Here is a 21691-nt window from a genome sequence, read left to right as displayed (position 1 = left end):
AATCACACTTTAAAACTCTTTTGTGAATTTTTTTAGAATAATTTATGACTAATTTGTGTCAAAAATTAAATTCACTTAAAGAATGGTTGCTTTTTTGAGATAATAAAACTGCTTTAGAAAACTAAAGAAGAAAAAATATACTCACTTTTATGTATTTTGTGATACTTTCCGCGACAGGGGTTAACCATTTAATACCCCCTTTATATTTCTAGCAAACTCCATTACAAGTTTCAACCTTTTTTACTATAATTAACTTTATAAATTTTATAACTGTTGTAAAAAAAGCTTTATTCCTGTACTATCGAAAAAGTAAAATGACGTACATTATTATATGGCTTTTTATAGAATCTTTGATAAGATAGAAAACGGACAAATACTTAGTAATTCAATTGTTTTCCCAATGATAGACATAGAATATTTAAAGAAGGTGAAAGGCTTTGCAACGATCTTTAAAATGGTTTGCCGTTCTTACTACTATCGGCATGCTTTTAATTTTGCTCGGCGGTGCCCTGGTAACTAAAACTGAATCAGGAATGGGATGCGGGAAATCCTGGCCGCTTTGCAATGGCGAATTTGTTCCTAGCGACATTACTCCTGAATTGATTATCGAACTGGCGCACAGACTTGTTTCAGGCTCAGTTGGTTTTATGGTCCTGATATTATCGATTTGGACGTGGAGAAAATTAGGACATATAAGAGAAACAAAGTTTTTATCACTCACTTCGTTCTTCTTCCTTGTCCTCCAGGCTTTAATCGGAGCGGCCGCAGTAGTATGGGGGCAATCTGACTTTGTACTTGCCCTTCATTTCGGGATTTCTTTAATATCATTTGCTGCAGTACTGCTTTTGACTTTACTTATTTTTGAAGTAGATAAGAAATTCGAGGCCGAGAAGCTCATTATTGATAAAAGAATGAGGAAACATATCATTGGAGTTTCTATTTACAGCTATGCTGTTGTATACACTGGCGCCCTTGTGCGCCATGTTAATGCAAGTCTAGTCTGCCGTGACTGGCCGCTTTGCTTTAACGGTTCTTTCGCTCTACCGGAAAATATGTATGAATGGGTGCAAATGGGCCACCGAGCTGCTGCCGGATTAATTTTTATATGGATCGGTTACATTACTTACCTTGCAATTAAGCATTACAAGGAACAGAAAGTTGTTTATTGGGGCTGGATCATTTCATTTATCCTAGTAACGCTGCAGGTTGCTGCTGGTGCATTAGTTGTTTTAACCCGACTTAACTTGTATATAGCTCTTGCCCACGCCTTCTTTATTTCCTGCTTATTTGGAGTATTAAGCTATTTTATCCTTTTATCCTCACGGAGCAGGAAGAATGAGCTTGCTTTTTCTGCTGTTAGGGAAAAAGAGAAAAATGATGAATCTGCTATCCCGACCATTACTTCCATTCCATAATTACTTTAAACAAAAGAGCTTCGGCAAACTGCCGAAGCTCTTTTGCTATATTTATCGAATCTAACAGGCAATATGGCTCCCACTTCATGACACAGTGGAATCAAGGAGGATAAATGGGCCCAAAAAGAAGAACAAAGACTAAGACGCCGCGTACTGTGCCAACGTCTTTGTGGCCCACTCCTCCCAAAAGCTCTCACTTTTGGTCGTGCGAAGAAACATACTGACGAAGCCTTCCTTGTCCTGTGGGCCTCCTAAACTGACAATCAGTGGGGATAAAGTCCTCACTGATTGTTAGTTTTACCTTATTTTGACAGCTCTATCAATAAGTCTCCTGTTTGAATTGCTTCACCGTTCAAGACGTGGATATCTTTAACTGTTCCAGAATATGGCGCCTGTACAGTTGTTTCCATTTTCATAGCTTCTGTAATCATTAAGTGATCGCCCTTTTCGACTTTTTCACCTTTTTCTACAAGCACCTTGATTACAGTTCCCGGCATGCTGGCAGCAATATGACTTTCATTATGCGGATCAGCTTTTGCCTTGGAGGCTACAGTCGCTTTAATGCTTTCATCTTTTATGCTTACTTCACGAGGCTGGCCATTTAGCTCAAAATACACAATTCTTGTGCCATCAGCTTGAGGCTGACCAATTGAAACCAATTTTACTATTAATGTTTTACCTGTTTCAATTTCAATTTCAACTTCCTCACCCAATCTTAAACCATATAAAAATGTTGGGGTGTCAAGAACAGAAATATCACCAAATTGTTCACAGGTCTTAATATAGTCCATAAATACTTTTGGATACAGTGCATAGGCAATCGCATCAAAGCTTGTAACCTGCCTGCCCAGTTCTTTAAAGAGTTTTTCTTTTAAAGCATCGAAATCCACATCTTCAAGAAGCTCTCCCGGTCGGACAGTGATAGGCTCTCTGTCTTTCAATATGACCTTTTGCAGTTCTGCCGGGAATCCTCCATATGGCTGTCCTAAATAGCCTTCAAACAATTCTACAACTGAGTCTGGAAAATCCAGAGATTTGCCTTTATTCAAAACATCCTGCTCTGTCAGCTGATTCTGGACCATAAATAATGCCATATCACCAACTACCTTGGAAGAAGGCGTAACTTTAACGATATCACCAAACATTTGATTCACACGGGAATACATGTCCTTAACTTCATCCCACTTATCTCCAAGGCCAACAGCTTTAGCCTGCTGCTGAAGATTACTGTATTGTCCGCCTGGCATCTCATGCTGATAGACTTCTGAATGAGGGGCCTTCATGCCGCTTTCGAAGTCCAGGTAGTATTTGCGCACATCTTCCCAATAGTAAGATAGCTGCTCAAGCGCCTGGATATCAATTTTTGGCTGTCTGTCATTCCCCTGCAGAGCGTAATATAAAGAATTAGCACTTGGCTGTGATGTTAAGCCTGCCATTGTGCTTAGGGCAGTATCCACAATATCCACTCCAGCTTCAATAGCTTTTGCATATGTGAAAATTCCATTTCCACTCGTATCATGAGTATGAAGGTGAATTGGAATGTCAACAGTCTCTTTCAATTCAGATATAAGGGTGTAGGCTGAATGCGGCTTCAATAAACCAGCCATATCTTTGATTGCCAGTATATGGGCTCCCTGATTCTCTAACTCTTTTGCCAGGTCTTTATAATATTTAAGATTGTACTTTGTTCTGGCAGGATCCAAAATATCACCTGTATAGCACATGGAGGCTTCTGCAATTTTCCCTGTCTGTCGGACAGCGTCAATTGCGACTTCCATCCCTTTAACCCAGTTAAGACTATCGAAAATCCGGAAGACATCAATGCCAGCGTAGGCTGATTTTTCAACAAACTCTCTTATTACATTATCAGGATAGTTTTTATATCCCACTGCATTTGATGCACGAAGAAGCATCTGGAATAAAACATTTGGCATTTTTTCGCGCAATGCCAGCAGCCTTTCCCAGGGATCTTCTTTCAGGAATCTATACGCGACATCAAAAGTTGCACCGCCCCACATTTCAAAGGAAAACATATCAGGAAGCAATTTTGCTGTCGGTTCTGCGATATGCTTCAAGTCATTTGTCCTTACTCTTGTCGCCAGCAATGATTGATGGGCGTCACGGAAGGTCGTATCAGTAATTAAAACTTCTTTTTGCTCTTTAATCCATTTAACAAGCCCTTCAGGACCGTGATTGTCTAAAATTTGTTTTGTGCCGTCCTGATAATCTGTGCTGTATTTTAATTTTGGCACCCGCGGCTCATCAAATACCGGACGTTTTTTCTTTTCAATTCCCGGGAATCCATTAACAGTTACATTTCCGATATAATTCAGCATCTTCGTTCCGCGGTCTTTCCTTTTAGGGAACAGGAATAGTTCAGGTGTTTCATCAATAAATGATGTATCATATTCCCCTCTTAAGAATTTCTCGTGTTTTACTACATTCTCAAGGAACGGAATATTTGTTTTAATGCCCCTGATTCGGAATTCCTGCAGGTTCCGCACCATTTTTGATGCTGCCTGCTGGAAAGTCATGGCATGCGTTGAGAGTTTAACCAGCAGTGAATCATAATAAGGTGTGATCACCGCTCCCTGGAAACCGTTCCCCGCATCAAGCCGGACGCCGAAACCGCCGCCTGATCTATAAGCCATTAACCGGCCAGTATCAGGCATGAAATTATTTAAAGGATCTTCTGTTGTAACACGTGATTGAATGGCAAATCCATGAATGTTAATATTTTCCTGTTCAGGAACACCCACTTCTTTACTGTGCAGGGAGTAGCCTTCAGCCACTAAAATCTGTGTTTGTACAATATCAACTCCTGTTACCATTTCGGTGATCGTATGCTCAACTTGAACACGCGGATTTACTTCAATGAAATAAAACTGTTCACCTGATACCAGAAATTCCACAGTTCCTGCATTAATATAATCTACATTCTTCATAAGATTAACAGCAGCCTGGCATATATCATCTCTTAATTTTTCCGAAAGAGATACGCAAGGTGCTACTTCTACAACCTTCTGGTGACGCCTCTGGACTGAACAATCTCTTTCATACAGGTGGACAATATTCCCTTCATTGTCACCAATGATTTGAACCTCTATATGTTTTGGCCTTTCTATGAATCTTTCAACATAAACTTCATCATTGCCAAAAGCTGCTTTAGCTTCCGACTTTGCACGCTCATATGATTCCTTAACTTCTTCCAGGCTCCTTACGATGCGCATGCCTCTTCCGCCGCCGCCAAGTGAAGCTTTAATGATTATCGGGAACCCGTGATTTTTGCCAAAGCTAATCACTTCATCCAGGCTTTCTGCAGGGCCATCACTGCCAGGAATAACCGGAATTTCAGCAAGCTGTGCCTGCGTTCTTGCTTTAACTTTATCTCCAAACATGTCCAGATGCTTAGAAGTAGGACCGATAAATATGATGCCCTCTTCCTCGCAGCGTTTTGCGAATTCTATATTTTCAGATAGAAATCCGTATCCTGGATGAATGGCATCAACATCACTGCTTTTCGCAATATCAATGATTCCTTCAATATCCAGATAGGCATCAATCGGTTTTTTACCCTTCCCTACCAGATAAGCTTCATCCGCTTTATAGCGATGATAGGATCCGGAGTCCTCTTTGGAATAGATGGCTACCGTGCGGATATCCAGCTCTGTGCAGGCACGGAAAACCCGAATGGCAATTTCTCCTCTATTGGCTACTAATACCTTGTTAATTCTTCGGTTCAAACAAAACACCCCATCTTTATGTATTTTTTGGCAATATTCTGCCAAATTCAAGTTGAGGCCGGGTGGGTTTCCCGCTGGCCGGCCTTAGTAACTTTGAATTGGCTGCTCCCTGATGGAAGCAATTATGTAATCAGCTTCGCTGATTGATGTATAAATAAAGCACGTTTTCTGTGCCTATTTACGAATGGAAAATGTTTTTTCGGAATCCAGTTCCATAGGTTCCGGATTTGTCTGTTCATTTTTATTTTTGTATTTTTGTTCATAATTTACAAACATAGATACATTGACTAAAATCCCCATTGCAATCGAAAGCTGAAGCAGAGATGAACCTCCATAGCTGATAAAAGGAAGTGTAACACCTGTCAGCGGCATAACACCGGAAATCCCTGCAAGATTAATGAATGCCTGAATACCTATCATAGCGGATATGCCTATAGCCAATAAGCTGCCAAAAGCATCTTTACACTTTAAACTGATAAAGATTCCTCTCAGGACAATATACCCGAGAAGCAAAATCACAAAACCTACTCCAAATGCCCCAAGCTCTTCAGCAATTACAGCCATAATGAAGTCTGTATGCGCCTCAGGAAGATAGCCAAGCTTTTGTATACTTTCACCAAGTCCCAGGCCTTTTAATCCGCCTGCACCAAGGGCAATATAGGAATTCGAAAGCTGATACCCGAATTCTGAACCAAAAGGATCTCTAAATGCTTCGACCCTGCCCATTCGATAAGGTGCGAAAATCTTATCTTTTAACAAGAGGATAAAAGGCGCAGCTAATAGTACTCCAAATAGTCCTAGCCTAAATATGTTTTTGAAATTCATGCCTGAAGTAAAAATGACGGCAGCTGCTACCAGAAAAATAATCATCGCAGAACCAAAGTCAGGCTGAACTGCAACAAGCAAAGCGGCTAGAATCAGATAAGCAAGCGGGGGAAGAACCCCTTTATTAAACTCATTAATATAGGGCTGCTTTTTGGCATAGACAGCTGCTAAATATATGATGACTGAAAGCTTGACAAATTCTGCAGGCTGAAGGCTTCTGCTACCGATTTCAAACCAGCTCATCGCACCGCCGGCTACTTTACCAAAAATAAATAGAGCAATCAGGCCGAATAACGAAATGAACACCATTGGAACAAGAAATTTATTACTTTGCATAGCTTTGTAAGGAAATAGAGCGACAATAATAAAAACAATTGCTGAGATAATTAAATGCATTTTTTGTTTATTATAAAAAAAGTCGCTTTCCTGATCATAGATCTGCACAGCTGTTACCATGCTTGCACTGAAAACCATAATGAGTCCAAAAACAGATAACAGGGCTACTGCAATAATCAGGGTATAATCATATGATTTTAATATTTTTTTTAACATCCAGCCCTCTTCCCTTATCTTCTAAGTTTATTACTTATTCTACTATAGTATTGAATATCCTGCTTCGAAGAAAAGAAAAGTTAATTTAAATGTAACACAGCAATGAAAAAAATTCTATAATTATGTCATACTAATTTTAAATTAAGTTATACAATTTTAACATTTCTTTTCTTTTGGATATACTATTTCTTTTCTTTTAAAAGTTCATCCAGTTATAAAAAAACTCAAACAATCTTTAACAGATGTTTGAGTTTTTTTTTATTTTTTTACTGAGGCTTCGTGGAGCATGGATAGCTCCCTTTCCAATTCATCTAAAATAGCCTTGCCTTCAGCCTCTTCAATTAATCCAAGACGGACAGCAAAATCTATTTCTCTGGATAAGCCAAACATCTGGGTATCAAGAACCTCCTCATATAGAGGACATTGAGGCATAGTCAGGTTATCCATTTGCACCTTAATTAATTTTAATATTTTAGCAGCATCTGCCTTTAATAGAGCATTTGCTTTTTCTTTGTGATCAATAATCATGTCAGAAGCCAACTTTCAATCCCTCCATTTCCGAGCGATCATCCTATCTATAAATTTTATACTTAAGCTTGGAAAAAAGCAAGGATAATAAGGGATTCCAAAGAGAAATGATTCTTGATTCTCTGCAGAACACCACTAATATGGCCTGTCATCAGTACACTTCAGGATTGGTCCTGTTCATTAAACCGCCGAACCAATTGAGCGACTGACAAGCCGCTTAAAAACCTGTATACTTAAATTTACATACTTAATGCACAACATGGAGCTGCCAGGAGGTCTAATATGGAGAATATAATTACCTTTAAAGGAAACGTTAAATACCAAATCACCTTAGATCCAGGAGTCTGGATATTCGATGATCGAAGACTCGATTTAACAACATACTTTATTCAAGATGATATCAGGAAAAATGAACTTGAGGAGTATACCAAAGCAGTCTCAAAGCACTGGGATAGAGAAATTATGGAAGGTGCAGTATTTCCTCCAACACTTAAAACAGAAAAGAAATTTGAAAAAGAAAAAGTTCTGACAGGCACATTCGGTATACCTTTTAAACCATTTCTTAGGAATGCAGAACCGAAGGAGAATGCTGAAACTGTTATCATTGAAAGTGAAGATGGGGAAGCCCGATTAGCCTTATCTCAAGCCGAGGAATTGATATTGGGGTTCTCAAAGGATGGAAAACCTTTAAAAGAAGATGGCCCTGTTCATGTCTATTATGGGGATGGAAGCAATCAAAATTCACCCATAAAAAGTGTGAAGGCATTTAGAGTTGAATGACCGGAGAGGGCGATTGTGAATCGCCCTTTTTTATTTAATGTATTAAATATTTGAACGTCGAAAATTACTAGCTCCAGCGCCTCCCCCATCGAGCTCACACATGTCTTGTTGCGGCTCCCAGGGGCTCGGGGTCATAAGCCGTTTCCTTTCAGAAGGAAGAACGTCTAACATGAACCATCTTATGCCTAAGGCACCGCAGGATGCGGGTCATGCAGACATTGTCTCAGGACGTGGCGCTATTAGTCTGCGTTCCTTGAAAGGGCAGTCGCCTCCACATTTCGGGCAATCCCTCCCAAAAAGGCAAACGACACCTTTCCGGGAGGCTCGTCTTGTGCTTGTCGGGGGTGGGCAAGGCACTTGCGCTTTTCTTTTGGGAGTCAAACGGGCATGAACCTTCCCCGTCATATAAACCGCATATTCCAGGGCCACTTTTAGGCAGGCTATAATAGGTCAGCAGCAAGCTGGGCAAGGCCAGATCTCTCACCTTTAACAAGTTTGACATGGCCTGAGATAACCTGATCTTTAAATCTCTCCACCACATAAGTGAGCCCGTTGTTATAAGCATCCAAGTAGGGATGATCTATTTGCTCTGGGTCTCCCATCAGGACAATTTTACTTCCTTCCCCCACCCTGGTTAAAATGGTTTTTACCTCATGTTTTGTCAGATTCTGCGCTTCATCAATAATAATAAATTGATCTGGTATGCTTCTGCCCCTAATGTATGTCAGAGCTTCCACCTCAATAGAGCCCATACCAGCCAATATTGCATCCAATTCACCTGGCTTTTTGACATTAAACAGGTACTCCAAATTATCATAAATCGGCTGCATCCACGGCCTTAACTTTTCCTCTTTTTCTCCGGGAAGGAATCCCAAATCTTTTCCTACCGGCACAATGGGGCGAGCCACCAGCAATTTTTTGTATTGGCCATAATCCTCTGTCTGCATTAATCCGGATGCCAGCGCCATAAGAGTTTTCCCGGTTCCTGCCTTTCCGATAAGCGTAACAAGCGGCAGATCATCTCTAAGCAAGAGCTCGAGAGCCATTGTCTGCTGGACGTTCCTTGGCTTGATCCCCCAAATATGATCATGGTCAAAAATAAGCTTTTTCACCATTTTTCCACTTTTGTCCACAATACCAAGCGCAGACGAAGATGAACCCAGCGCATCCTTCATCACCAGAAACTGATTAGGGTATAAAGGATGGTTCGCTATTTCTGATAGCGGCAGTTCTCCTTTTTCATAAAAGCGGTTCATAATATCGAGACCGATATAGACTTCCAGAAATCCAGGATATAAATGATCATTTTCAACCACACGGTCACTTAAGAAGTCTTCTGAAATTAGCCCGATAGCATCTGCTTTAACTCGGACAAGGGCATCTTTGCTTACAAGAATAACCGTTCGTCCATTTTCTTTTGTCTCTTCCTCAAGTGATAAGTTTTTTGCAACTGCCAAAATCCGATTATCATTTGTTTTTTCTACAAAGATCTCTTGAAGTTCATGAAACGACCTATGATTTAACTCTATTCGCAGGCTTCCGCCATTTTCAAGAGGTATTTTCTCATGCAGCTTACCCGTCTCCCTCATGCTGTCAATCAGCCGGGATACTTGTCTTGCGTTCCTCCCAATTTCATCCATATACCTTTTCTTAGAATCAACTTCTTCCAGGACTACAGCTGGAATGACTACTTCATTTTCTTCAAATGAAAATATGGAATTAGGATCCTGCAACAAGACATTGGTATCTAATACGTAAATTTTACTCAATATGATGCCTCCTGCTCCTCTTGTGTCTTTATTAAGCAAATTACAAAAGCGAGGTCCCCTGCTTGCGGATGCAGCTTTATGAAAGAATCACCTTCAATCTTGATGGATTATTCTCCTGTTGTTTTATATTATTCATTCCTTTTAAGATGTTGATTAATCAGGAATAAAGCTTTCTTACGAAGTGGACAAATCTATCTTGGTAAAAATATATGTAATGCCGAATAAAGATAGAAGAAATTTTGCACAATAACATTAAAGAATCTCATTATTCCTGAACCTGAAAAGTCAAGTGACCATTTTCAATTTCAGGGAAATTTTGATCGCCCGGAGGTGTCAAATATGAATAGATGGCTGCTGATATGCATGGCAGGATTGCTATTATCAGGGTGCGGTATGAACGGCAATCAGGCGCAGGACCATCAGGAACAGCAAAATACTAACACTATAAATGTTAAAAATAGTACAATACAGGAAGTTGACAGGGAAACTGGACAGCAAGTTTCCAGGCATCTTGTCAATTTGGCTACCCGAGTCCCTAATGTGAATGATGCGACTGCTGTTGTTCTTGGACGTTTTGCTATTGTCGGAGTAGATGTGAACAAAAACCTCGACCGTTCTGAGGTTGGAACAATTAAGTATTCAGTTGCCGAAAGCCTCAAAAATGATCCTCATGGTGCAAGAGCAATTGTAGTGGCTGATCCGGATATTAACGCAAGGCTTCGGGAAATAGCTGAAGACATCCAAAACGGTGAGCCCTTGCAAGGAATCATGAATGAACTGGCAGATATCGCGGGACGGCTTATGCCTGAAGTTCCTGCCGATTTAGTTGATCCAAAAAAGAAAAATGAGAAAAACGCAACCGAAGATCCAAAGAAAAAGCTCGACAACAATCAGGAAAAACAGCTCGAACAAAAACAGGAAGAACAATCGAATTATCATAAATAAAAGGGTGACAGGCATCTGCTGTTTTAGATAAACGGCTAGGTGCCTGCCGCTTTTTTAGCCCCCAAAAAAAGCTTAGTTCCCAAAGGGAACTAAGCTTTTTTCATCGCTTCCATAACCTGTTTATCCAAACGGGCTGCTGCGTCTTTATCATATGTTTTGTCATATTGCGGCTCTACTGTGATTTTAGACCCGTAAAACATAACATCACGGACTTCTTTCACAGTGATCTCCATAAGTGCAAGCTTAAGAGGTACTCCTTCCATCTTTTCTGCCTTAACAGAAGCTTCACCAGCGATGGAATATGTAGATTCATTTGCAATAATATTCAGAACAACCATGTTATTGCTATTTATGTTTTGAACAATCCTGGAACGGTTATCGACTGCAAAATACAATGTTTCCTCATTTTTTGCCAATACCCATGATATCGCATTGACATTAGGACCGCCGGTTTCAAAATCAACAGTGGCAAGTGTAACAAATCGTTCCTTTTGCAGTTCGTCATATAATGGTTTAATTAATTTCGGTTCTACCTGATTTGCCATTCTTTTCCCTCCTTTATTAACTTCATCATAGTATGATAACGCTTTTCTTTCAACCAATAACATCCTTTTCCTCAAGTCTGTTTGAAGCCTTTGCACTTTAATACTAATATGAACTAACACAATAAACCCGATACGGCCAAACCGTAAAAATTTTAATTTGCCGTTAAAGCATTCGAATCAATCCTTAACTTATACTATAATGGTATTAACAACAGCTAAAACAATATGAGGTGTCCTATGCGAGTTAAATGTGTACTTTGTGATAAAATCGAATCAATTGAAAACGAGTCCTTACAGGCTAAACGGCTTCGAAACCGCCCTATTCACACATATATGTGCAAACCATGTGAAACAAGAATTACCGAAAAAACTCAAGAAAGAGCAGAAACCGGAAACTTTAACCTCTACCGAAGCAAAGTCCAGGAGGAAGAATGGTAAATCGGGCAACACCGATCACGAAGCAACAAAAGCGGAAGCTCCTTGATCCCCTGACAGGCTTAAGACGAATTACACAGAAAGCCTCCCAAAGCTTACTTTGGGCGGGCAATGTATCGCTGCTGAAGTATTCCTTGTCCTGATTTCTGGAGTGATTTTTCTTATTACACAAGGGGCAGGCGCTAGAGCTGGATGCAGATAATTTTTCATCAAAGTTATTTACATCGGTATATTTTTGAAATTCCTAAACTATAAAAAAGCCGTCCCTAAGAACATATAGGGACGGCTTTTCTTAATCCTCTGGATAATTCACATACTTTTCAGGTTCATTTTGAATCTGATTAAGCATCACTTCTATTAATTCACGGGGAAAACGGCTCTTTTTCCGTTCTCTATCCTTAGAATAATGCACAAAGTACATTAAATCATCTTTCTCAACTTCGATATCAGAAATCCTATGCTCTTCTGAAAGAATGTCAAAAAACATTTTTTCCGTGTCTGCTGCTGCTGTATCATCCGGACGTTCATCACAGACAATTTTTATCGTTAACCAGTTATACAGTGAATCCTGCAAAGATTTCATCTCAGCCTCTCCCTGTTATTCCGCCTTTGCCTGTTCCTTCTTTTCCTGGTGAAGGCGGATTTTATAGACAATCAAGATTAACGCAGCCACAACAAGTCCTTCTGCTACAGGAAGGAATACCCCAAGAAATGTCAGCATAGTGCATCCCAAAATTAAGAAGGTGTATATCACAGCTGATTTTATAATAGGAAGTTTCTTGGCAAATCCCAATTTAAAAACCAGGATAGATAATAGAACAATTGTTATATAAAGAAGCCACATTCCGGTTGTGGGATTCTCATCGACTTTGAACAAAGCAGCGAAAAAAGACAGGCGCTGTGAAACATCCATATCCTTCTCTCCTCTCCCTTCTTAGCCTTAGTTCGTTTCAGCGTATTTCTTCTTCTTGGCCATTCTTTCACGTTCATTTTTGTCAAGAATTTTCTTGCGAAGTCTGATTGACTCAGGTGTTACTTCAAGTAGCTCATCATCATTCAAATATTCCAACGCTTCTTCAAGTGTCAAAATACGCGGCTTTTTAATTACATTCGTTTGATCCTTATTAGCAGAACGGATGTTGGTTGCATGTTTCACTTTAGTGATGTTGACAGTAAGGTCATTTTCGCGAGTATGCTCTCCAACAATCATTCCTTCATAGATTTCAGTACCTGGTTCAACGAAAATGGTACCTCTATCCTCTACTTGCATAATACCATATGTGGATGACTTTCCGCTTTCCATGGATACAAGTACACCTTTGGTTCTGCCTCCGATTTGTCCTTTAATTTCAGGCTGGTAGCTGTCAAATGTGTGATTGATAATACCATATCCGCGAGTAAGCGTCATAAATTCTGTGGAGTAGCCAATTAGTCCGCGTGCTGGGACGTTGAATGTTAATCGCACTTGGCCATTTCCGTTATTGACCATATCAAGCATTTCACCTTTACGTGTACCCATTGATTCAATGATTGAGCCGGTATTATCCTCTGGCACATCAATTTGAACACGTTCTACCGGTTCACAGCGAACACCATCAATTTCTCTAATAATTACTTCAGGCTTGGAAACCTGCAATTCAAAACCTTCACGGCGCATATTTTCTATAAGGATTGATAAATGAAGTTCTCCACGTCCAGATACAACCCAAGCGTCAGGTGAATCTGTATTTTCGACACGAAGACTCACATCTGTCTCAAGCTGGGCACGCAATCTTTCTTCAACTTTTCTGGCTGTAATATACTTGCCTTCTCTCCCTGCGAACGGACTGTTATTTACAACGAAAGTCATTTGCAATGTTGGCTCATCTATTCTTAGAACAGGTAGTGCTTCCTGATGCTCGACAGGGCAGACTGTTTCCCCGACGTTTATATCTTCCATCCCAGAAACAGCAATTAGATCTCCAGGATAAGCTTCTTGAATTTCCTCGCGCTTCAGGCCGAAGAAACCAAAAATTTTCGTTACCCGGAACTGTTTTACAGATCCATCAAGCTTCATGAGTGCAACTTGCTGGCCGACCTTAATTGTTCCCCGGAATACACGGCCAATTCCGATTCTTCCCACATAATCATTGTAATCTAAAAGGGCAATCTGGAATTGGAGCGGCTCTTCACGATTATCAATAGGTGCCGGTATATGGTCAATAATTGCTTCATAAACCGAATGCATATCATCATCCTGTTTATCAGGAGTTGTACTTGCAGTTCCAGCAATAGCTGACGCATATATGACCGGAAATTCAAGCTGGTCCTCGTCTGCACCAAGTTCGATAAATAAATCGATTACCTCATCAACAACTTCTGTTGGGCGGGCTGATTCCTTATCAATTTTATTTACTACTACGATTGGTGTTAATTTTTGCTCCAGAGCCTTTTTGAGTACGAAACGAGTTTGGGGCATACACCCTTCATATGCATCAACTACTAATAAAACACCATCAACCATTTTCATGATACGTTCTACTTCACCGCCAAAATCTGCGTGTCCAGGCGTATCCAGAATATTAATCCTTGTATCTTTATATTTAACTGCAGTGTTTTTAGCTAAGATCGTAATACCGCGTTCTCTTTCCAGATCATTTGAGTCCATCGCGCGCTCTTCCACGTGCTCATTTGAACGGAAAGTCCCGGACTGTTTTAAAAGCTCGTCAACCAATGTTGTTTTACCATGGTCAACGTGGGCTATAATTGCAATATTTCGAATATCTTCTCTTAATTTCAAAAGATTTCCTCCTATTTATAAAAACTGAATCACTTTTCAACATTTTTCACAACTGATACATTATATCACAATTACTATAGAAACCTAAAAGCTTTTTGTGTAAAATAATGTAGAAAAGGATTTATTTCTGATGTACGCTGTTTATTTTTATTCTCTTTACCTATTTTTCGCCAGTATTTACTTAAAATAATCCGCTTGGGAGTGTAAAAAAATTTATGAACAAAATCAAGTGGCCTTTATTAGCCTTTGCGATTGGGGCAGCTCTATGCATGATGGGCATAGGCGTTGCAGTAGCTGAAAGAAGCATTATAGGCATGATCATTGCCATCATTGCTTTAATTTTTGTAATGGGATACGGTTTTAAAACAAAGAAGAAAATGAGGGAAGACGGTTTATTATAGAAACGGCATAAAAGCTGCAGCTCTACGCTGCAGCTTTTTCAAATTAATGGACAGACCATTATTAAAAAGTCTTTTCCATCAGGGGAAGCCTCCATTTTGAATTGCTCAAAACCGGCATCAGCTAAAAAATATATCCAACTTTGCCGGTTTTCAGGAACACCTGCAAAGAAGGACTTTTCTCCTTTTTTCTTTAATTCTGCGGCCAACTGCCCGATAATCTCAGTACCGATTCCTTTCCTTCGAATACTGTTCTTAACCAGGATGGTACCGAGCCATGGTTTCCGGTTAGAAGGAGATGAATTTACATGGAATGTGACGGCTATCCGTTCTCCATCATGTCTCCAAATTCTCCACTCCCCATTCAATTCCTGATACCTGGCCATATAATCCATTAGGTTATGCCCGCTTTTTTCTTCTTCTTCCCAAGCAGCACTATCCCTGATGACCTCTAAAAAAAATGGAAAGTCTTCATCTGTGAACCTGCTGCCTGATAAATTACCAATTTCCATTTTTTAAATATTCTTTCATAATTTCCTGATGAAGCCCTGGCTTAGAGACAAAAACAGAGTTATTTTCAAGATAGTTCAGCGGATCACCTTTAACGGTTGTTGCAATTCCTCCCAGTTCCTCAATCATAATCACACCTGCTGCGAAATCCCATGGAGCCAGACGCATTGTTATGTATGCATCAACCCTCCCGGATGCAATATATGCCATTTCAATTGCAGCTGAACCATAGGATCGGGTTCCTCTTGCATTTCTTACGAGGGGAGCCAGTAGTGATGGATCAATTCTTCTATTTTCCGTAACCCATGTAGCATTCAATCCGATTATTGCCTTTGAGACATCCGTTTCCTGTAATGGCGGAAGTTCCAAATCATTCATGAATACACCCTGCCCCTTCATGCAATGATATAACTCATCATTGACTACATCGTAAATTAAACCAATTTTCCCTTTTCCATTTTCATAAATGCCTACTGATATGGCAAAGTTTCTTTGCTGATGGACAAAATTCATTGTTCCGTCAATTGGGTCAATAATCCAGATAATTCCTTCCATATCACTCAGCTTATCACCGAAACCCTCTTCACCAAGAATTCGATGGCCAGGATATTTTTCATTAATTTTTTTTATGAAGAATTGTTCTGTTTCCTGATCTATATCTGTCACTAAATCGTTTGCATTTGACTTGGTGGTGATGGTCAACGTTTTGCTGAAAGAATTTTTAATATTCTCGCCAGCCTCTTTAATCAAGGCTTTGGCATATGTATGAATTTCACTCCAATTTGTCATGGGTCCACCCTCCGCTTGGTATATCCTTAAAATATAACTAGCTTAAATTAAATAGCAATGTTCTTCAAGTTATATACTCTCCTATGATGCGGGTTATCATTTGCAGTAAAAACAATTAACAAAATAATAAACGAACTCCTCATAATATTCTGGGAGTCCGTTTCTAATTATCCTTTCTTTTCTTTTGCATTTTTTCTGCCTTTTCTCCTTTAGTCACAATTAATCTTAAAGCGCTTTTAATCTAAGAAGTTCCTGCCTGATTTTTTCAAGCTTTAGTTTTGATTTTTTCTGAAGATCTTCATTTTTTTCTGACATGGCATCAAACAAAGTTGCTAACTCATAATCCATTTCCAGCCTTAAGACCGCAGTTCTTTCCCTATCACCATTTTTCTTCTTAACTGTATTCATAAGTTGTTTCATTAGACAGTACACCCCTTCCAAAAGTGTTTAATTTTCTGATTATTTTTACTATTATCATATGAAGGACAATTCTCAGTTGCAACTAATTTGTGCGATAACCTAAAACTTTATTTAGTCTCGTCTTTAGAGCTTAAAATTTTTCGATTGTTCGAGGTTATGCTACAATATTTGACAAAGCATATAGGAGGTTAGCTTATGTCTTTTTCTGGTTTTACGAATGATGATTTCGATGTCTTTAAAATAGATGGACTTGATGAAAGAATGGACAGATTAAAATCTGTTATTAGGCCTAAGTTAGAAGATTTGGGACGCCATTTTGCACCCTCTCTCTCAAACCTGTCCGGAGATGAAATGTTCCCTCATGTTGCTAAGCATGCTAGGAGAACAAAGAATCCGCCAAATGATACTTGGGTCGCATTTGCAGGCAATGCAAGGGGATACAAAATGCTTCCGCATTTCCAGATAGGTTTGTGGGAAACGCATGTATTCATCTGGTTTGCCATCATCTATGAAGCACCGAATAAAGCTGCTGCAGGCAAGTCTTTTGAGAACAGCCTGGATAAATTTTATAAAGAGATACCCAAAGATTATGTCTGGTCCGGCGATCACACAAAACCAGATGCTGTTATGCATAATCAACTTTCCAAAGAAGAATTGAAATCCATGTTTCAGCGCCTGCAAAATGTTAAAAAAGCTGAAATTCTTTGCGGCTATCATATTTCTCGAGAGGATGCCGTTCACATGTCACCTGATCAGTTTATTGAAAAAGCTGAATCTGTATTTAGAAATTTATTACCCCTATACAAAATGGCATAAACATGTTTCGCACTACGTGGATTACGCAGCTCAAAAAAAACAAACCTTCAATTTGAAGGTTTGTTTTTTTACTAAGTCTATTTCTGCATTCTTACTTTATCCCCGGCTGAACGTTCTTTGGCCAATTTAACTGTCCGGTAAGAGGAATAGCCGCTTTGTTCTTCAAATTCATCACAGATGTTTTTCTCCTGGGCTTTCCCCGGAACGATTTCCTTAAAGCGTCTATATGCATTCATGAATTGTTCTCGCTCAATTCCTTTTTCATATGCCATTTCAATGCTTTCAAAGTATTTGATAACGTCAACTATTTCTTCTGTTGACCAATCCTGGTCAATTGGGTATTGATATTCCATTTCACTTCACCTCATTTACGATAATTCATGGTGCATTTTTCACATTATTTTATCATAATTATTTATTCCATTTCCCCCTGATTGATTCTCCTTCTGCAATGATCTGCTGGAATAATTCTTGAACAGACGGGATATCCTTAATTAATCCCATAACTTGTCCAGCCCATGCAAATCCTTCATGGTCTTTCCCTTCATATATATATTTTTTATTAGCATTCCCGCTAATGTAGTCTTTTAACTGCTCATAGCCGCCGTTTTGCTTTTCGATTTCGAGTATTTTTTCCGACCATGAGTTGGCGATAACTCTTGCAGGTGCACCTATAGTTCTTTTTATTACTACTGTGTCATTTTCTGTTCCTTCAACTAAACGATTTTTATATAATTCAGAAGCATGTACGCATTCCTTTGTTGCAACAAATCTTGTCCCCATCTCAATACCCTCTGCTCCAAGGCTTAATGCTGCCATTAGGCCCCTGCCGTCTCCGATTCCTCCTGATGCAATAACAGGAATGGATACAGCATCAGCCACCTGAGGTACTAGAACGAAGGTTCCAATATCATCCCTGCCTAAGTGTCCGCCGCCTTCCTGCCCGACAACCATCACAGCATCAGCCCCAAGTTCCTCCGCCTTTACCGCCTGCCGTTTTGCCGCCACAAGTACAAGTTTCTTAACATTGACACCCTTTAATTGATCAAAAATAGGAGCAGGATTTCCCCCTGTCATAGAAATAACAGGGACTTCTTCTTCAATCGCAACATTCAGGTAGTGAGAAAATGGCCTTCCATGCTGTCCAATAGCAAAATTAACTCCAAATGGTTTGTCTGTCAATTTCTTCACCTTTTGGATCTCATCTCTTAGTTTTTCCGGGCTGCTGAGAGACATTGCGGTAACCTGCCCTAATCCTCCGGCATTTGAAACAGCTGCAGCCAATTCTGAATAGGCAAGATGGGCAAGGCCGCCCTGTATAATTGGATATTTAATTTTCAATAATTCTGTCACACGTGTGTTCCAGTTCATTTATATACCCTCCATTTCTTCCTAACTTTTATTTTCTATTCGTAAGGTTTAAATTCCTGTTAACTTCAAAAACTAATGGCAAACCGAAATGTGGAGGACGACAAGCATAAGACGAGCCCTGCCTTAAGGAAGGGGCTGGCAAGCCTTTCGTCCCTAGGAGCGGTAACTAGAATGCGCTTTAACAGAATGAGTGTGCAATAAAACTTTCTATGCAAAGGGATTGAATAATGCTATAATGCAAATGTTTTATAACAGCATGAGCATATTGAAATATTATTATTAAAGAGGTGTGGGAATAAGTTGTCTCAATACAAAACACCGCTGTTCAGCGGTTTGCTTGCACACGCAAAAAAGGACCCGGTACAGTTTCATATACCCGGCCACAAAAAAGGTGCCGGGATTGATCCGGAATTCAGGGAATATATAGGTGATAATGCACTCGCTATTGACCTTATCAACATTGGTCCTCTTGATGATCTTCATCAGCCCAAAGGCATTATAAAAGAAGCACAGGATCTTGCAGCAGAGGCCTTTGGGGCAGATAAAACATTTTTCTCTGTACAAGGAACAAGCGGAGCCATCATGACCATGGTTATGGCTGTCTGCGGGCCAGGAGATAAAATCATTGTTCCTAGGAATGTTCATAAATCCGTCATGTCTGCAATTGTGTTTTCAGGGGCAACCCCTATTTTTATACATCCTGAAATTGATGAAAAATTGGGCATATCTCACGGAATAACAACTGAATCAGTCTCGAAAGCCCTGGAACTTCATCCGGATGCAAAAGGGGTATTAGTGATTAATCCTACCTATTTCGGTATTTCTGCCGATTTAAAAAAAATTGTTGAAATAGCCCATTCATACAATGTACCTGTCCTTGTGGATGAAGCCCATGGTGTGCATATTCACTTCCATGACGAGCTTCCATTATCCGCCATGCAGGCCGGAGCTGATTTAGCAGCAACATCAGTCCACAAACTGGGCGGATCCATGACACAAAGTTCAATCTTAAATATGAAAGGGAACCTTGTTTCTGCCAAAAGGGTACAATCCATTTTAAGCATGCTGACAACAACTTCCACTTCTTATTTATTGCTTGCCTCCTTGGATGTTGCCAGAAAACGTCTTGCCACTGAAGGAAAAGAACTTATTCAAAAGACTATTGATTTGGCCCAGTCCATCCGCAGTCGCATCAATGCAATTGACCGGCTATATTGTGTCGGTGAAGAAATACTGGAAACACAAGCGGCGCATGACTACGATCCGACCAAATTGATTATTTCTGTTAAAGAACTTGGCATGAATGGTTTCGATGTTGAAAATTGGCTTAGGGAGCATCATAATATCGAAGTAGAAATGTCTGATTTATATAATATCCTTTGCATCATTACCCCCGGTGACACTGAAAGAGAAGCTGATATCTTAGTTTCCGCTCTTGCCGAACTCGCTAATGAGCGTAAAGGAAATACTGAAAAGCTTGAAACTCAAGTGCTGCTGCCTGATATTCCCGTTTTATCACTTACACCCCGTGACGCATTTTATGCCGATACAGAACTGGTTCCATTTGACAAGTCAGAAGGTAGAATTATCGCTGAATTCATTATGGTTTATCCACCCGGAATACCTATATTTATTCCAGGGGAAATCATTACTAAGGAAAACCTTCGTTATATTAAAACGAATATGGAAGCGGGACTTCCAGTTCAAGGGCCGGAAGATTATGACTTCAAATATCTTCGCGTTATTGAGGAGCACCGGGCCATCAGATAATGCAAAAGAGCCTTCCTCTTTAGGAAAGGCTCTTTTTATTATTAACGATTATTTTTTGTATTCTCTGTTTTATCTCCGTCACAGCAATTGCATTTTTTTGAATATAGTACTGTTACTTTTTCATCCTCAAAGTGATCAATAGTTGAATTGCAAGCCTGGCATACGATTGTACCCATCTTTTCATTCTCCTTTTCAATGAGTTTTAGTATTATTTGAAAGCGCTTTATCTATAAATCAATAATAATATAACATTATTAAATTATCAAGCCCAATTGTATAACATAATTATTTTTTTATTGGTATTTAAGCTTATAAGAATTATAAACCTTTATTAATAGTATGACATAATAAAAAAAACAGACCAATTCGGCCTGTTTTTTTGTTTAATCGTATTGTTCTTCGAAACGCGCACCAGGGATCGCTTCTATGAAAAACTCGCTTAAATCAGCCGCCTGTTCATATAAATCAAGCTTAAATGCCTTTTGCAAGTATTCGATGTCTTCGAGATCTTTAGGGTCGAGGAGAGTGGAGCGGCCGGTCTGCATACAAATAACCAGAGGCTTAGAAAAGAAGAGGTTTGTATAAACAATTCCAAAATCATAACGTGTTGACTCGGTCGTAAATCCAACAAAACGGACATTCACGTTTTCATGCTCATCATAGAGCTTCTCAAAATAATCCATAAAATACCTCCTTTTTGAATAAATATTTAGAATATTATTATAATTCACTTTAGGCGCTTTGACAAGTAATTTATATTTACCTTACTATTTTAAGTTGTCATAAGATTTTATCTAATGCTAGAATGAAGGAAGATGTTCATTACCATAATTATGGGGATAATGGGGGGAAAGATGTTGGCAGCTAATTCTTTTATCAAGCTGGTTCCTTCATCAGCTAAGGATAATATTTCAACTGAAGAGCTTAAAGAACTTTTCTTATATTATAAGGATATTACAGGTAAAACAGGCAGCCAGATTAAATGGGAATATAATGATGCCGCTTTTCCTTATGAGATTAAAGAAAAGCCTGAAGCAAAAGGAACCTGGTTTTACCTATTTTCAGACCATGACCGATATAACGCCATATTGCTTGGCATTGATAAAGAAAATGTTATTGAGGAAGACGGTTCTGAACGGGAGCAGGTCTACATACAGGTTACATTGTCGGAAACTGCAACATTTGGAGATAAAGGTAAAGCAAATGAATTTTGCAAATTTCTCGCTAAAAAGCTGCAAGGTGAACTGCATCTCTTCAATGGAAGAATCATGTACTATTATAAAAGAAAATAATTGATTATA

23 protein-coding genes are annotated in these 21691 nt (G+C 39.4%); 8 read left to right on the top strand and 15 right to left on the bottom strand.

The annotated features are described in order from the left end of the window. Positions 1 to 437: 437 nt before the first annotated feature. On the top strand, positions 438 to 1415 hold the full coding sequence (locus ACR42H_RS08920; RefSeq protein ID WP_436375626.1) for a COX15/CtaA family protein: 978 nt from the start codon (positions 438 to 440) through the stop codon (positions 1413 to 1415). Between the two features lie 302 nt (positions 1416 to 1717). On the opposite strand, the gene pyc is transcribed toward ACR42H_RS08920, so the two are convergent. From pyc to ACR42H_RS08905, 3 genes are all read right to left on the bottom strand, one after another. After that, complete coding sequence (pyc, locus tag ACR42H_RS08915) at positions 1718 to 5158, bottom strand: pyruvate carboxylase (RefSeq protein ID WP_113881815.1); 3441 nt, start codon at positions 5156 to 5158, stop codon at positions 1718 to 1720. 174 nt (positions 5159 to 5332) lie between these two features. Continuing rightward, positions 5333 to 6535 (bottom strand): FtsW/RodA/SpoVE family cell cycle protein, encoded by a 1203-nt coding sequence (locus ACR42H_RS08910; RefSeq protein ID WP_113881814.1) that lies wholly within the window; start codon positions 6533 to 6535, stop codon positions 5333 to 5335. Positions 6536 to 6793: 258 nt separating this feature from the next. Next, the gene (locus tag ACR42H_RS08905) at positions 6794 to 7075 is read right to left on the bottom strand and encodes a YlaN family protein (RefSeq protein WP_019381685.1); all 282 of its coding nucleotides are present in this window, start codon (positions 7073 to 7075) and stop codon (positions 6794 to 6796) included. A 270-nt stretch (positions 7076 to 7345) separates the two neighbouring features. Here ACR42H_RS08905 and ACR42H_RS08900 point away from each other — a divergent pair, with 270 nt between their 5' ends. Next, complete coding sequence (locus tag ACR42H_RS08900; RefSeq protein WP_113881813.1) at positions 7346 to 7843, top strand: peptidyl-prolyl cis-trans isomerase; 498 nt, start codon at positions 7346 to 7348, stop codon at positions 7841 to 7843. A 440-nt stretch (positions 7844 to 8283) separates the two neighbouring features. Here ACR42H_RS08900 and ACR42H_RS08895 read toward each other — a convergent pair whose 3' ends face one another. Beyond that, positions 8284 to 9615, bottom strand: coding sequence for a PhoH family protein (locus ACR42H_RS08895; RefSeq protein ID WP_181782278.1), 1332 nt, complete (start codon positions 9613 to 9615; stop codon positions 8284 to 8286). Positions 9616 to 9951: 336 nt separating this feature from the next. Between ACR42H_RS08895 and ACR42H_RS08890 the strand changes: the two genes are divergently transcribed. Then, positions 9952 to 10557 carry a YhcN/YlaJ family sporulation lipoprotein gene (locus ACR42H_RS08890; protein ID WP_113881810.1) on the top strand — a complete coding sequence of 202 codons (606 nt, stop codon included), beginning with the start codon at positions 9952 to 9954 and terminating at the stop codon, positions 10555 to 10557. Positions 10558 to 10646: 89 nt separating this feature from the next. Here ACR42H_RS08890 and ACR42H_RS08885 read toward each other — a convergent pair whose 3' ends face one another. Further along, positions 10647 to 11102 (bottom strand): pyridoxamine 5'-phosphate oxidase family protein, encoded by a 456-nt coding sequence (locus ACR42H_RS08885; protein ID WP_113882141.1) that lies wholly within the window; start codon positions 11100 to 11102, stop codon positions 10647 to 10649. A 237-nt stretch (positions 11103 to 11339) separates the two neighbouring features. Here ACR42H_RS08885 and ACR42H_RS08880 point away from each other — a divergent pair, with 237 nt between their 5' ends. Next, positions 11340 to 11540 carry a YlaI family protein gene (locus ACR42H_RS08880; protein ID WP_113881809.1) on the top strand — a complete coding sequence of 67 codons (201 nt, stop codon included), beginning with the start codon at positions 11340 to 11342 and terminating at the stop codon, positions 11538 to 11540. Positions 11541 to 11829: 289 nt separating this feature from the next. On the opposite strand, the gene ACR42H_RS08875 is transcribed toward ACR42H_RS08880, so the two are convergent. The 3 genes from ACR42H_RS08875 to typA are packed head-to-tail and all read right to left on the bottom strand — an operon-like array spanning position 11830 to position 14316. Beyond that, positions 11830 to 12120: a hypothetical protein gene (locus tag ACR42H_RS08875; protein WP_436375621.1), complete on the bottom strand. Its 291-nt coding sequence runs from the start codon at positions 12118 to 12120 to the stop codon at positions 11830 to 11832. Between the two features lie 15 nt (positions 12121 to 12135). Beyond that, on the bottom strand, positions 12136 to 12450 hold the full coding sequence (locus ACR42H_RS08870) for a YlaH-like family protein (protein ID WP_113881807.1): 315 nt from the start codon (positions 12448 to 12450) through the stop codon (positions 12136 to 12138). A gap of 27 nt (positions 12451 to 12477) precedes the next feature. After that, positions 12478 to 14316: a translational GTPase TypA gene (typA, locus tag ACR42H_RS08865; RefSeq protein ID WP_436375619.1), complete on the bottom strand. Its 1839-nt coding sequence runs from the start codon at positions 14314 to 14316 to the stop codon at positions 12478 to 12480. A gap of 215 nt (positions 14317 to 14531) precedes the next feature. Here typA and ACR42H_RS08860 point away from each other — a divergent pair, with 215 nt between their 5' ends. Beyond that, entirely contained in the window at positions 14532 to 14717 is a 186-nt protein-coding gene (locus ACR42H_RS08860; RefSeq protein WP_113881805.1) for a YlaF family protein, read from the top strand. A gap of 38 nt (positions 14718 to 14755) precedes the next feature. Here the strand turns inward: ACR42H_RS08860 and ACR42H_RS08855 are convergent, their stop codons facing one another. From ACR42H_RS08855 to ACR42H_RS08845, 3 genes are all read right to left on the bottom strand, one after another. Continuing rightward, a complete protein-coding gene (locus tag ACR42H_RS08855) occupies positions 14756 to 15226 on the bottom strand; it encodes an N-acetyltransferase family protein (protein WP_436375617.1) in 471 nt (156 codons plus the stop codon). After that, positions 15213 to 16013: an inositol monophosphatase family protein gene (locus ACR42H_RS08850; protein WP_436375615.1), complete on the bottom strand. Its 801-nt coding sequence runs from the start codon at positions 16011 to 16013 to the stop codon at positions 15213 to 15215. Before ACR42H_RS08850 ends, ACR42H_RS08855 begins: the two co-directional genes overlap by 14 nt. A 225-nt stretch (positions 16014 to 16238) precedes the next feature. Continuing rightward, positions 16239 to 16433 (bottom strand): hypothetical protein, encoded by a 195-nt coding sequence (locus ACR42H_RS08845; protein ID WP_113881802.1) that lies wholly within the window; start codon positions 16431 to 16433, stop codon positions 16239 to 16241. A gap of 195 nt (positions 16434 to 16628) precedes the next feature. Here ACR42H_RS08845 and ACR42H_RS08840 point away from each other — a divergent pair, with 195 nt between their 5' ends. Then, entirely contained in the window at positions 16629 to 17249 is a 621-nt protein-coding gene (locus ACR42H_RS08840; RefSeq protein ID WP_113881801.1) for a YktB family protein, read from the top strand. 77 nt (positions 17250 to 17326) lie between these two features. Here the strand turns inward: ACR42H_RS08840 and ACR42H_RS08835 are convergent, their stop codons facing one another. Together ACR42H_RS08835 and ACR42H_RS08830 are read right to left on the bottom strand one after the other, a co-directional pair. Beyond that, the gene (locus tag ACR42H_RS08835; protein ID WP_113881800.1) at positions 17327 to 17602 is read right to left on the bottom strand and encodes a UPF0223 family protein; all 276 of its coding nucleotides are present in this window, start codon (positions 17600 to 17602) and stop codon (positions 17327 to 17329) included. 58 nt (positions 17603 to 17660) lie between these two features. Further along, the gene (locus ACR42H_RS08830) at positions 17661 to 18620 is read right to left on the bottom strand and encodes an NAD(P)H-dependent flavin oxidoreductase (protein ID WP_113881799.1); all 960 of its coding nucleotides are present in this window, start codon (positions 18618 to 18620) and stop codon (positions 17661 to 17663) included. A gap of 300 nt (positions 18621 to 18920) precedes the next feature. Between ACR42H_RS08830 and ACR42H_RS08825 the strand changes: the two genes are divergently transcribed. After that, on the top strand, positions 18921 to 20390 hold the full coding sequence (locus ACR42H_RS08825; RefSeq protein ID WP_436375612.1) for an aminotransferase class I/II-fold pyridoxal phosphate-dependent enzyme: 1470 nt from the start codon (positions 18921 to 18923) through the stop codon (positions 20388 to 20390). 41 nt (positions 20391 to 20431) lie between these two features. Here ACR42H_RS08825 and ACR42H_RS08820 read toward each other — a convergent pair whose 3' ends face one another. Continuing rightward, the gene (locus tag ACR42H_RS08820) at positions 20432 to 20566 is read right to left on the bottom strand and encodes a GapA-binding peptide SR1P (RefSeq protein ID WP_113881797.1); all 135 of its coding nucleotides are present in this window, start codon (positions 20564 to 20566) and stop codon (positions 20432 to 20434) included. A gap of 207 nt (positions 20567 to 20773) precedes the next feature. Continuing rightward, positions 20774 to 21073: a DUF3055 domain-containing protein gene (locus tag ACR42H_RS08815; RefSeq protein WP_009330973.1), complete on the bottom strand. Its 300-nt coding sequence runs from the start codon at positions 21071 to 21073 to the stop codon at positions 20774 to 20776. Between the two features lie 171 nt (positions 21074 to 21244). Here ACR42H_RS08815 and ACR42H_RS08810 point away from each other — a divergent pair, with 171 nt between their 5' ends. Continuing rightward, complete coding sequence (locus tag ACR42H_RS08810; RefSeq protein WP_436376886.1) at positions 21245 to 21682, top strand: DUF1885 family protein; 438 nt, start codon at positions 21245 to 21247, stop codon at positions 21680 to 21682. Positions 21683 to 21691: the final 9 nt, after the last annotated feature.

It is taken from the genome of Cytobacillus sp. BC1816 (genome assembly GCF_051353635.1).
Lineage (GTDB): Bacteria > Bacillota > Bacilli > Bacillales > Cytobacillaceae > Cytobacillus > Cytobacillus oceanisediminis_C.
The sequence above is the reverse complement of the archived record's forward strand: the minus strand, read 5'-3'. Positions and strand labels throughout refer to the sequence as shown.

Coding starts and splice junctions, on each gene's coding strand:
- ACR42H_RS08815 (WP_009330973.1), bottom strand. CDS start 21,073: ATGGATTATTTTGAGAAGCTCTATGATGAGCATGAAAACGTGAATGTC.
- ACR42H_RS08885 (WP_113882141.1), bottom strand. CDS start 11,102: ATGGCAAATCAGGTAGAACCGAAATTAATTAAACCATTATATGACGAA.
- ACR42H_RS08835 (WP_113881800.1), bottom strand. CDS start 17,602: ATGGAATATCAATACCCAATTGACCAGGATTGGTCAACAGAAGAAATA.
- ACR42H_RS08845 (WP_113881802.1), bottom strand. CDS start 16,433: ATGAAACAACTTATGAATACAGTTAAGAAGAAAAATGGTGATAGGGAA.
- ACR42H_RS08880 (WP_113881809.1), top strand. CDS start 11,340: ATGCGAGTTAAATGTGTACTTTGTGATAAAATCGAATCAATTGAAAAC.
- ACR42H_RS08910 (WP_113881814.1), bottom strand. CDS start 6,535: ATGTTAAAAAAAATATTAAAATCATATGATTATACCCTGATTATTGCA.
- ACR42H_RS08840 (WP_113881801.1), top strand. CDS start 16,629: ATGTCTTTTTCTGGTTTTACGAATGATGATTTCGATGTCTTTAAAATA.
- ACR42H_RS08850 (WP_436375615.1), bottom strand. CDS start 16,013: ATGACAAATTGGAGTGAAATTCATACATATGCCAAAGCCTTGATTAAA.
- ACR42H_RS08810 (WP_436376886.1), top strand. CDS start 21,245: ATGTTGGCAGCTAATTCTTTTATCAAGCTGGTTCCTTCATCAGCTAAG.
- ACR42H_RS08870 (WP_113881807.1), bottom strand. CDS start 12,450: ATGGATGTTTCACAGCGCCTGTCTTTTTTCGCTGCTTTGTTCAAAGTC.
- ACR42H_RS08860 (WP_113881805.1), top strand. CDS start 14,532: ATGAACAAAATCAAGTGGCCTTTATTAGCCTTTGCGATTGGGGCAGCT.
- ACR42H_RS08820 (WP_113881797.1), bottom strand. CDS start 20,566: ATGGGTACAATCGTATGCCAGGCTTGCAATTCAACTATTGATCACTTT.
- ACR42H_RS08875 (WP_436375621.1), bottom strand. CDS start 12,120: ATGAAATCTTTGCAGGATTCACTGTATAACTGGTTAACGATAAAAATT.
- ACR42H_RS08830 (WP_113881799.1), bottom strand. CDS start 18,620: ATGAACTGGAACACACGTGTGACAGAATTATTGAAAATTAAATATCCA.
- ACR42H_RS08855 (WP_436375617.1), bottom strand. CDS start 15,226: ATGGAAATTGGTAATTTATCAGGCAGCAGGTTCACAGATGAAGACTTT.
- ACR42H_RS08900 (WP_113881813.1), top strand. CDS start 7,346: ATGGAGAATATAATTACCTTTAAAGGAAACGTTAAATACCAAATCACC.
- ACR42H_RS08890 (WP_113881810.1), top strand. CDS start 9,952: ATGAATAGATGGCTGCTGATATGCATGGCAGGATTGCTATTATCAGGG.